Origin of the sequence: Burkholderia sp. LFS061, assembly GCF_047978125.1 — a bacterium.
Taxonomy (GTDB): domain Bacteria; phylum Pseudomonadota; class Gammaproteobacteria; order Burkholderiales; family Burkholderiaceae; genus Burkholderia; species Burkholderia pyrrocinia_C.
This window is the reverse complement of the sequence record NZ_JBFPFS010000069.1, coordinates 19043-28324: the sequence shown is the minus strand read 5'-3', so window position 1 is coordinate 28324 and position 9282 is coordinate 19043. Positions and strand designations below refer to the sequence as shown.

Below are 9282 nucleotides of genomic sequence, written 5' to 3'. Positions count from 1 at the left end.
CGTGCACGTCAACCCGGCAGCGGTCAGGCCGGCAGTCAGGGCGGCCCGCAGCTCGGGGCCGATGGCAGCAAAAAGCCGCGTGCTTCGGCGCGCGCACGTCAACCCGGCAGCGGTCAGGCCGGCAGTCAGGGCGGCCCGCCGTTAGGGGCCGATGGCAGCAAAAAGCCGCGTGCTTCGGCGCGTGCACGTCAACCCGGCAGCGGTCAGGCCGGCAGTCAGGGCGGCCCGCAGCTCGGGGCCGATGGCAGCAAAAAGCCGCGTGCTTCGGCGCGCGCACGTCAACCCGGCAGCAGTCAGGCCGGCGGGCAAGAGGTTGAAGGTGTGGGAAGCCTTCGATCGCTGTACGGCCGCAGACCGTATCTGCTCGGCAGGGTGGTGCGCCTTTTTAGGCAATCTGTCCGTGCTACGGCACACGCCGACCCACAACCCGAGAGACGAAAGTCTCTCGGGTTCCCCCCCTAATCCTTGGAGAAACGCCGTGTCGCTTCCGATCGCAACTGGTATTCAGTCAGCGCAATCGGCCGTATTTGCGACGGTCGAACATGCCTTGTCACTGGCCGGTCCGTGGTATTGGATCGTTCTGGCAATCCCGCTTTTTGTGGTGTCGGTGCTTCATCCGGTGCCCTGGCGGTTGCCGACGAACGATCCAACGTTCCGGGATTGGCTTACGTTCATCGGCCGGCGGGTTTCTGTAATAGCGCTCTACGTCTGGATCCTTTTCGTTCCGGCGCTGGCGTTTTTCCTCTACGTCGCGACCGCTGGATCGTCGTTCGGACCTACAGCCGCGAGCTTCGGCACGTGGGCCGGCGCACAGCTCGGCCGATATTGGCCGATCGTCGTTGGCGCGATTGTGTATGGTGCTGTCCTGCGTTTCGTGTGGGATAGGTACGCGACGCCGAAGCTGTCGCGCTTCTTGCGCGCGGTGCGCGTCAAGCAGGAAATCGACAAACTGGTCGATGCGCGCGACGAGATTCTGAGCCTGAAGGCTAAGAGCTTCGAGCCGGAAAAGTACTTCGTGTCAGGTCAGATTTTTTACGGACTGGACGATAACGACCAGCCGATCTATTTCGATCTGAAAGAGTTTCAAACGACCCATCATTTGGTGCTCGGGCCGAGTGACTTCGGCAAGGGCATCATCCTGCAACCGGTGTTTAAGCAGGTCATCCGCATCGGCTTCGGCGTCGTCTACGTCGATCCGAAAGGCGATTCATGGTTGCCGTACCTGCTGCAAAACGAGGCGAAGGCAGCGGGTCGGCGCTTCGTCTATCTCGATCTTCGGCCGGATGGAAAGGGCACGTGGCATCCGTTCATGGGCGGCAGCGCACGCGAGCGGCGCACGCGGATCACACGTGCATTCAACCTCGACAAGGCCGGCGACAATTCCGACGTTTACAAGGCGAAGGAGCGGGCGCTACTCGATGACGCGCTGGAGAATACGGATGCCTCTATCAAGGCCCTGTCGGCGTATGTCAGTGAGCGGGCGGACGGGGAACTGTCGATGCTGCGCGACTCGTTGCGCGAGTGGTCGCGCATCAGTACGTTTGCGCAATCGGGCAAGCGCAAGGGGCATTCGATCGAGCGATGCCTGATGGAAAACGCCGTCGTCTACGTGCGTGGCGACCTGCGCGATCCGGTAGTGAAAGAGGCGACGAAAGCCTATATCGCCGAGCTGACCGGCGAAATCGCGCGCTTGGCAGAGGTCCGCCCGGCACACGTCGTATTCGCCACGGATGAGTTGAAATTCATCGCCTGCGCCGAGCTGAACGAGGCTATCGCGACGATCCGGCAGCATCGGTGCAACATGTTCTTGCTCGGTCAGTCGATTGCAAACGTCGAAGCGCCGGACGATAAGCGCCTCGACGGTAAGGCGCTGGCGCAAGAAATTGAAGTCAACACGCCGATCAAATTCGTCTACCGTGCGGCCGATGCGCGCACGGCCGAATGGGCTGAAACCATGTCGGCCAAACAGCAGCTCTCCATCCTCCAACGTGAGGTGACAAAGACGAACGTACATGGCGGCGAAGTGTGGGAAGGGCAGCGCACGATCGGCACTCAGGAAGCGCCGATCATTTCCCAAACCACGCTGCTGAACCTTCCGCGTCGCGTCGGTATCGCCTTCATGCCGGGGCGGCTCGCAACGAAGATCTTCACCAGCCCGACGAAGATCGATAACAGTTTCGCGTCGTGGAAAGACCAGCCCGCCACGCCGGCCGCACCGGCCGAATCAACGGAATCGACAGAATGACAATGCGACAACTGCCCGTCACGACCGCGCCGGCCCGCCACGTCCTGTTTCACGGCAAGCCGTCGCAGATAATCAACCTGCCCGACATGCTCGGCGGAATTCTGGCCGTCGTGGTGCTCGAGATTGGCTTTGCCTACGCGTCGCATCGCTGGAATGTGTTGCCGGCGATTGCGATCGTGCCGGCGCTGGTGGTCGCGCTTCGCGTCGGCGTGCAGTACCTCCGCACGGCCTTTACGGAAGTCATCATTGACGCCGAACGGATCACCCGCCGGCGCGGCATTCTGAACCGCTCGGTGTCCAGTCTCGAGCTGTTCCGGATTCAGGACGTGACTTCACTGCATCCGTGGTGGCAACGGCCGTTTGGCGTCGGCACGGTTGTTGTGATGACGAGCGATTCCAATAACCCGGTGTGGTTCCTTCCCGGCGTCCCCGACGCCGAACAAATGCGCGACGACCTGAACCGGGCCGCGATCGCGCTGCGCGATCACAAGGGCATCCGCGAGTTCAACATGGGCCGAGTGTGACCCTCCGGGCGCACGGCCGGCACGGTGCTAGAACGGAAACAGGGATCTTTTGATCCCTGTTTTTTTGCGGCTGCGCCGGCTCAGAAGCCGAACGCGAGCTGTCCGCCGGGTTCTTCGAACTCGAGTGCGGCCGGCGTCGCCGGCGCGCGCGCGAGCCACGCCCAGCGCCGCTTACTGCCGTAGCGCTCGCGGGCCTCGGGATCGACCATGCGCCGGCCCTCGGCCAAGCAGGCCGAAAACACGGCGATCGCGACCTGCTCGACCGTCCGGCCGCTCTTGAACGTCTCGAAATGCGACTTGTAGCCGGTTTCGCTGATAAACGGCTTGTCGGCATCCACGACGTGGAAGGCGAAGCCGACCCGATACCGGCCGAACCCTTCGCCTAACTCCACGACGGCGCGCACGCCGGACACCGTAATCAGGAACTCGCCGCGCTGGCCCCACATCGGCACTGTTCCCGGCGTGGCGCTGCAATACTGCTCGACCAGGTGGCCGGCCGCGTCCGGGTTGGCGGCGTCGCGCGACCCGCGAAACGTTCCGCCGTTCAGCTTCCACACGACCGCTTCATACCGATCAGCCGCGGCGCCGGCCGCTTTCGCGTTCGCCTCGAGCACGGCCACGTGCATGGCGCCGACAGCGCAGAGCGCGGCGGCCAACAGGCCGGCGCGGTCTACCGGCAGCGTAGCGGCCAGCTCGGCGGCCTCCGTGTTCCGGTCGGCTATCGCATCCATGGGCGCGGCCGGCTTGCGCGTCTTCGCCATGTGTCAGCCCTCCACCTTGACACAGCCCAGCTCGCGCGGGCCAGCGAGCCGCGCGCGGTATCGCGCGCCGGCGGGCTTGTGCAGCATTTCGCGCTTGACGCACTCGATAGCGCGCTCGGCGGTGCGCGTGTGCGCGTAGAACGTCCGGTTGTAGGTCGGCCGCTTGGTCGGGCCGGCCGTCACATCGACAGCCCATTTTTTGAACTCCTTGTCGGCCCAATACGCGATAGCGTCGGCCTCGTCCTGAGAGAAGATGAAATGGCCCTGAGTCATGCCGTCACCATCGGGAAATCGTGATGAATGCGGCCGTCCAGCTCGCGACCGGCGGCCTTCTTTCCGACGTGTTGCATACCGGCTTGTGTCGGCCGCCATGCACCCCATTGCTTGAAAAGAAATTTCACGCCGGCCGTTTCGCATTGGTCACGCAGTGACCGCACCCATGCGGGCTGCATAGGCCGTGCACCCGGCCCGCTCTCCCCTCCGCAAATCACCCAATCAGGGAACAGTTCGGCTGGTATGTCGCCAAGCTCGCCGAGCATTGGCTCGACGCTCCAGAACGTCACACGCGCACTGGTGGCCTTCAGTTTTGGTGCGTCGCGCAGCATTTCGTCGCGGTTCACCAGCGTTGCGCCGAGCCATACATTCGGCAGCGGATCTGCCGGCCACATTGACCGCGCGTTGCCGATACGCTTCGTGAGGATCAGCCAGTCGAGGTTAGGCGTGGAGCCGACCAGCTCGAACAAATCGGCACGCCACGCGGCCGGAGCTTCGTTGTCGAACACGTCGGCAAGCGATGCGCAAAACACGCGCTGTCGCCTCCCATGCGCGGCACGGAATGCAGCGTGCTGTGCGTCCCACTTCACGGGTTCACGCCAGTTCGCCGCGCTTGTCCGCACGCGCGGCTGTCCCGTTCCCCACTTGGCGCGATGCAGGCGCGTATCCATTAGTTGCTCGGCGTAGCAGTGGTCACAACCGGCCGAAACCTTCGTGCATCCGAGCCACGAATTAAACGTGTGGTCGGTCCATTCGATGTCGCTGTTTTGAGTCATCGCGTCTCTCGCAATTGGCAGGGCCCGCCGTAGCGGGCCGACACTGGTTCACTCGCCGGACAGCAGCGCGTCGAGCTGCGGGCGGAGCCACTTCGCCGTCATGATGGCGTTCGGCGTCAGCTTGCGCACGTATGCCGACTTCCCGACCGGCGAGCGCGTCGGACTCCACACGAACGCGTTACGCTTCAGCAGATCGCGCACGGGCTTCTCGGGCTTGGCGTCGAACAGGAACACGGCGCGGTTGTCCTCGACGTCCTCGCGGTACGTGTAGCCCTGCCCCTGTTCCTCGCGGTCGGTGCGCTCGGCCATCTTCTCGAGCGCGGTGATGCGATCGCGCACGCGACGAATGTTCGCGCTGCTGTTGGTCAGCTCATACGAGGCAAAGCCGGCGCGGCCTCGGTAGTCCGGCCGGAACAGTGCGTCGATGGCGTCACGCGTGTAACCCATGCGCTCGAGGCCGGCGCGGTCCTCGCTGCGGATCAGCGCATTCGTGCGCTTCATGCGTTCGTGCCGTTCCTCCATTTCCGCGAGCTTCGCGCGCAGCTTGTCGATAGCTTCCGGGTCGTCGCTCGAGATACCGCCCTTGCCGACCGACGCGGCGCGGCGCTCAAGCTCGGCCGCTTGATCGTGCAGCGCGAACGCCTTCCCGAACGTTGCGTGTACACGCGCTCGATACCGTCGATCGCGGCCCTCGGAGTGGTGGCCGGCGAGGATCGGCTGACCGAACGGAATCGCCGACGCCATCGTTTTAGCGCTGGTGTAGTGCATGCTCGATGCCGACCGGGCGCGCTCGGCGCGCGCCTCGAGGCGGTCGCGGCGGGCTTGCTGCTTCGCTTCGTACTTGTTCACGATCCATCTCCTATCAGTGCGGCGGGCGTCGCCGGCCCGCCTCGGGGTTGCGGCTTACTCGCCGATCTTTCGCAGTTGCTCGAAATAGAGACGCGACGCCTTCGCCAGCTCGAGCATTCGGGCGTGGGCGCTGCCGTTCTTGCGCAGGTTCTTTGCGAGCGCGAGGCTCGCGGCGTGGTTGGTGCGGTGGTAAGTACTGAGCTTGGTAGCCATGACGTGCGCTCCCGCTCAACACCAAACGACGTGGCCGACCGGCCGGCGATAGTGGCTGCGTCCGTGCCAGAGGACGTATTCGGAATACGTGTCGTCGTGCGGCACGATCCACGTCGAAGGCACCGTGTCCGACCCGGCCAGCCGCTTAAAAAACAGCGTGGCGAGATACGCGGTGAAAGGGGCTGCGCTGTCCATTTCCAACCTCCCAAAAAGGGGTTTGCTGTCCGCTGACCGGAGCCGAAGATTCCGAGTCCCGGCGTGATCGGTTCGGTTCAGGCTGTGGGTGCCGACCGTCTCGTTGCCGCCGTCTGCCGTGAGTTCGTCGTCCCGCGACGGGGTTAGCCGGCCCGGTGCGGCCGTCAAGGGAGAAACCGGAGGCCGCAGCCCGCGCAGCGCAGCGAGCAGGAACGGGCGAGGATTTCAGCGCGCAGCGCGGCCCTTGATGGCCGTGCCGGGTTGGCTATGGTCGCGATATGGACGGCGAGCTCACGGCAGACGGCGTGAGGGCGTGTATCGGAGCCGAAGTGAACGCCGCGCGGCGAGCGCCCACGTGCGGCCGATAGGCCGCACCTGGCTAGGGGGTTGCGTTAGGGATTGACGCCCGAAGGGGCGAGACGCGCGGGCGCGGCTCGACGCGCAGCGCGAAAGCCCGACCCGGCGGGGTGTGCCGGGGAACGCTTGCATACGGGTTTTACTGAAGGGGGATATGGCCTAGAATCAGTCGCGTCGATTTGACGTTCTGCCACTCGCGGAACGTCAATCGACGCTCCCGAGTGGCTTTCTTTTTTTGGAGGCCACTATGCTGTTCAACGCGAAGTCGAACGTTTCGGGACACCTGTTCAGAGTGCATAAAGACGTTCTGTTTGATGGACGCCTGCCACTCTGGATAGGCTGCGTGAACGTCGATGGCAACGACATGGTCGCGGCGTCGGCCTCGATGCGGTTTAAGGATGACCGTCCCAACGGCGTCTTTCTCGCACTAGGCACGACCGATCCGCTGCAAGGTGGGTTGGGTTACCACGCGGAACTTGTTCCGACGAGCCCGTTTCCCGGCTCTGGTATGCGTGGATACCTGAAACACTACGATCGTGAGCTGGACGATCTGTTCGAGGTCAACTGTGTTTACGCAACGAACGCTGACGGTACTAGCCGATTGGATGTAACGATCAAGGCCGTTGGTAAGGAGCTTGCTCGCGAATGCAAGCAAGCTCGCTCGATGTTTTCGTGGGGTTGAGCGTGGGAGACGGCTTTTTAGCCACTGCAAAGGGGAAAGGCTTCGGCCTTTCCCCTTTTCTTATAGGTCATTGCTCCGAACCGGCGAGCGCTTTGTAAAGGGCGGTTTTTCCAACCTTTACGCGGGCAGCAGCTTCGCGGACGGTCAAACCTTTCGCGTCGATCAGTTCCCGTGCGCGGGCGAGCTTATCGGGCGTGACTACCGCGCGACGGCCGCCGCTGCGACCGCGAGCCTTCGCAACGGCTAGGCCGGCGCGTGTCCGCTCGCGGATCAGGTCCCGCTCAAAGTCGGCCAACGCGGCGAACAGATGGAAAACGAGGCGGCCGTTCGGTGTCGTCGTGTCGATGCTCTCGGTGAGGGAACGAAAGCCGACGCCGCGCTTTTCCAGCTCGGCGACTGTCTGCACCAGGTGAGGCAGCGAGCGGCCTAGCCGGTCGAGCTTCCACACGGCGAGCGTGTCGCCGTCGCGTAGGTACTCGAGCGCGGCGGCTAGTCCCGGCCGGTCAGCCTTCGCACCGCTAGCTACGTCCTCGAACACCTTCAGCGCGCCGGCGGCCTGCAACGCGGCACGCTGCATTGCCGTGTCCTGCTCCGCAGTCGAGACGCGCGCGTAACCGATGACCTTGCCGCCGACTAGATCGCGCGTGTAAAGGTCTGCGGGATCGATCATCGTCAATCCTCCAGAAGTTCCGGCCGCCACTCCTTCACGACGGCTTCGAACTGCGGCCCGTAGCCTAGCGTGTCGGGATAGCTGTTGGCGCGCGACGCAAGACGAAACACCACGCACATATCCTCCATGATGGTGTCGTCTACGCCCCATGCCGTCGTCAGGTCGTAGCTGCCGCACTGGCCGGCATTCCACCAAGCCAGCAGAAAGTCAGCAACGCGGCGACTCTGGCCGGTGTCGCCTCGAGCGATCGTCAACAGATTTTCGAGAGACTGCTTTTCGCTATTCGTCATTTGGTCGGGTTGCATAGTCGCTCCGCGTCGAGACGAACAGGGATTGTCCGCCTTCTGTCCGTTATTCTATTTTGTCCGCAAACCCGTTGACAAGCATTATTTGCGGACAGCTTGAACTATGGCCGGCAGACCACCGTTTAACGGACAGCAGGATTTCATAGCGGCCGGCGGCCGGCGCTCGAGCTGCGGACAAAAAGACGGCCGCGTTACGCGGCCGTGAAATGCTCCACCATCCGAGAACACCTGAGAGATTGCAGCGGAGCTAAGAGGCGAGGACGACGGATCAGGTTTCGTCATCGGTCGGCAGCTCGGCCGGGTCGATGCGAAAAGCTGTTCGGTCCTTCCCCGCGATCCATGCTGGTTCGCGGCCTCGGCCGCTCCATGTCTGACCGCTGACGGGATCGCGGTACTTCGGCACGGTCGGCTTGGTGATGTGTTCACCACGCCGGTAGTGGTTGAGTTCGTTCGAGCTGATACCCCATCGGGCCATCAGCTCGCAGATTTCATGCATTACGTTTCGCCGTGCGGATTGCTTCGATCGTTCGATTTGCCCGTCCAGTATTCTCAGCTCGGCGGTGAGTTGCTGATACGTCGCGCCTTTCACTTTCTACTGTCCTCCGTACTGGTTGATGGATTCGGTCAGGTCTCTTCGGCTTTGTCCGTGGCGGCGGCGTATACGTCAGGGCTGTTATTCGGGTTTCCCTGCGTTGGTGGTTTTCCACGTCTGGAACGCCTTGTCGCGCTTCATGTGCTGGATCAGTACGTTCTCGATGATGAAGTCGAGTGTTACCTCGGCCCCCATCATTTCCTGATACGCGCGCTGGTAGGCCAGTAGATCGGCATGCACGTGTTGCGACAGGTTGACCGGGAGCTTGGTCTTTTCCGGCTCGCGCTTCACAGCCGGCAAGAGAAGACGGGGCGACGAGCTACGGGCGTTTTTTTGCGTCATGGTGGCGGTTCCTTAGCCTTTGCGAGTAATGGTCTTGATGATGTTGAGCGGCCAGAGCCACACGTAATAAAGCCGCACGTCGAGGCGGCTATTCCAGTTCAGTCCGGCCATCGCTTCGGCCGGAACGACCCGGAGTGCGAAGCACGCGACGAAGCCGATCAGCACGTAAGCGCCGAACGCAAGGACGGCCTGATTGGTGACGGAGAGGCCAAGGCGCGGCATGCAAATACCCCAGAGAACAAGGAATCCGAACAGGACGCCGAGATTCACCAGGCGCACGCGCAACGCGCGAGCGCGACCCATATTGAGGTCGCGCTGTTTGAGGCGGTCCTGTTCGTTCTCGTCGGCGACGCGCTGCACGTGCTCCGGAAATGACTCGCCCTTGCGGCGGTTGAACAGCAGTGGCGCAATCCATTTGTACGCTTTGGTTGCGAACACGGCTGCGACCGCGAACAGAACCGTGTTCATGGTGATGGCGTGAATGGTTTCTCTCATAGA

14 protein-coding genes are annotated in these 9282 nt (G+C 62.9%); 3 read left to right on the top strand and 11 right to left on the bottom strand.

The annotated features are described in order from the left end of the window. Positions 1-478 precede the first annotated feature (478 nt). Together ACNQQL_RS34080 and ACNQQL_RS34075 are read left to right on the top strand one after the other, a co-directional pair. Positions 479-2245 (top strand): type IV secretion system DNA-binding domain-containing protein, encoded by a 1767-nt coding sequence (locus ACNQQL_RS34080; protein WP_347068855.1) that lies wholly within the window; start codon positions 479-481, stop codon positions 2243-2245. Next, positions 2242-2769: a PH domain-containing protein gene (locus ACNQQL_RS34075; RefSeq protein ID WP_347068853.1), complete on the top strand. Its 528-nt coding sequence runs from the start codon at positions 2242-2244 to the stop codon at positions 2767-2769. The genes ACNQQL_RS34080 and ACNQQL_RS34075 overlap by 4 nt, the downstream gene beginning before the upstream one ends. A gap of 80 nt (positions 2770-2849) precedes the next feature. Here ACNQQL_RS34075 and ACNQQL_RS34070 read toward each other — a convergent pair whose 3' ends face one another. The 6 genes from ACNQQL_RS34070 to ACNQQL_RS34045 are packed head-to-tail and all read right to left on the bottom strand — an operon-like array spanning position 2850 to position 5836. Further along, positions 2850-3530, bottom strand: a complete 681-nt coding sequence (locus ACNQQL_RS34070) for a hypothetical protein (protein ID WP_347068851.1) — start codon at positions 3528-3530, stop codon at positions 2850-2852. A gap of 3 nt (positions 3531-3533) precedes the next feature. Next, on the bottom strand, positions 3534-3803 hold the full coding sequence (locus tag ACNQQL_RS34065; protein WP_347068849.1) for a hypothetical protein: 270 nt from the start codon (positions 3801-3803) through the stop codon (positions 3534-3536). Then, positions 3800-4579 (bottom strand): phage Gp37/Gp68 family protein, encoded by a 780-nt coding sequence (locus ACNQQL_RS34060; protein ID WP_347068847.1) that lies wholly within the window; start codon positions 4577-4579, stop codon positions 3800-3802. The genes ACNQQL_RS34065 and ACNQQL_RS34060 overlap by 4 nt, the downstream gene beginning before the upstream one ends. A gap of 48 nt (positions 4580-4627) precedes the next feature. Further along, complete coding sequence (locus ACNQQL_RS34055; RefSeq protein WP_347068845.1) at positions 4628-5428, bottom strand: DUF3560 domain-containing protein; 801 nt, start codon at positions 5426-5428, stop codon at positions 4628-4630. Positions 5429-5482: 54 nt separating this feature from the next. Then, positions 5483-5641 (bottom strand): hypothetical protein, encoded by a 159-nt coding sequence (locus ACNQQL_RS34050; RefSeq protein WP_155626588.1) that lies wholly within the window; start codon positions 5639-5641, stop codon positions 5483-5485. Between the two features lie 15 nt (positions 5642-5656). Continuing rightward, a complete protein-coding gene (locus tag ACNQQL_RS34045) occupies positions 5657-5836 on the bottom strand; it encodes a hypothetical protein (protein WP_347068843.1) in 180 nt (59 codons plus the stop codon). A 604-nt stretch (positions 5837-6440) separates the two neighbouring features. On the opposite strand from ACNQQL_RS34045, the gene ACNQQL_RS34040 reads away from it, so the two are divergent. Next, positions 6441-6875, top strand: a complete 435-nt coding sequence (locus tag ACNQQL_RS34040; RefSeq protein WP_347068841.1) for a hypothetical protein — start codon at positions 6441-6443, stop codon at positions 6873-6875. Between the two features lie 67 nt (positions 6876-6942). Here ACNQQL_RS34040 and ACNQQL_RS34035 read toward each other — a convergent pair whose 3' ends face one another. From ACNQQL_RS34035 to ACNQQL_RS34015, 5 genes are all read right to left on the bottom strand, one after another. Beyond that, positions 6943-7545 (bottom strand): recombinase family protein, encoded by a 603-nt coding sequence (locus tag ACNQQL_RS34035; RefSeq protein WP_347068839.1) that lies wholly within the window; start codon positions 7543-7545, stop codon positions 6943-6945. A 2-nt stretch (positions 7546-7547) separates the two neighbouring features. Then, on the bottom strand, positions 7548-7850 hold the full coding sequence (locus tag ACNQQL_RS34030) for a DUF7673 family protein (protein ID WP_347068837.1): 303 nt from the start codon (positions 7848-7850) through the stop codon (positions 7548-7550). Between the two features lie 268 nt (positions 7851-8118). Next, complete coding sequence (locus tag ACNQQL_RS34025) at positions 8119-8439, bottom strand: H-NS histone family protein (RefSeq protein ID WP_347068835.1); 321 nt, start codon at positions 8437-8439, stop codon at positions 8119-8121. An 84-nt stretch (positions 8440-8523) separates the two neighbouring features. Continuing rightward, on the bottom strand, positions 8524-8784 hold the full coding sequence (locus ACNQQL_RS34020) for a DUF2274 domain-containing protein (protein WP_347068833.1): 261 nt from the start codon (positions 8782-8784) through the stop codon (positions 8524-8526). 12 nt (positions 8785-8796) lie between these two features. Continuing rightward, positions 8797-9279 (bottom strand): hypothetical protein, encoded by a 483-nt coding sequence (locus ACNQQL_RS34015; protein WP_347068831.1) that lies wholly within the window; start codon positions 9277-9279, stop codon positions 8797-8799. Between the last annotated feature and the right edge of the window lie 3 nt (positions 9280-9282).

Bases quoted from the DNA above. Each gene is read 5' to 3' on its own strand.
- ACNQQL_RS34075 (WP_347068853.1), top strand. From the start codon at position 2,242: ATGACAATGCGACAACTGCCCGTCACGACCGCGCCGGCCCGCCACGTC.
- ACNQQL_RS34070 (WP_347068851.1), bottom strand. From the start codon at position 3,530: ATGGCGAAGACGCGCAAGCCGGCCGCGCCCATGGATGCGATAGCCGAC.
- ACNQQL_RS34065 (WP_347068849.1), bottom strand. From the start codon at position 3,803: ATGACTCAGGGCCATTTCATCTTCTCTCAGGACGAGGCCGACGCTATC.
- ACNQQL_RS34060 (WP_347068847.1), bottom strand. From the start codon at position 4,579: ATGACTCAAAACAGCGACATCGAATGGACCGACCACACGTTTAATTCG.
- ACNQQL_RS34050 (WP_155626588.1), bottom strand. From the start codon at position 5,641: ATGGCTACCAAGCTCAGTACTTACCACCGCACCAACCACGCCGCGAGC.
- ACNQQL_RS34045 (WP_347068843.1), bottom strand. From the start codon at position 5,836: ATGGACAGCGCAGCCCCTTTCACCGCGTATCTCGCCACGCTGTTTTTT.
- ACNQQL_RS34040 (WP_347068841.1), top strand. From the start codon at position 6,441: ATGCTGTTCAACGCGAAGTCGAACGTTTCGGGACACCTGTTCAGAGTG.
- ACNQQL_RS34035 (WP_347068839.1), bottom strand. From the start codon at position 7,545: ATGATCGATCCCGCAGACCTTTACACGCGCGATCTAGTCGGCGGCAAG.
- ACNQQL_RS34030 (WP_347068837.1), bottom strand. From the start codon at position 7,850: ATGCAACCCGACCAAATGACGAATAGCGAAAAGCAGTCTCTCGAAAAT.
- ACNQQL_RS34020 (WP_347068833.1), bottom strand. From the start codon at position 8,784: ATGACGCAAAAAAACGCCCGTAGCTCGTCGCCCCGTCTTCTCTTGCCG.
- ACNQQL_RS34015 (WP_347068831.1), bottom strand. From the start codon at position 9,279: ATGAGAGAAACCATTCACGCCATCACCATGAACACGGTTCTGTTCGCG.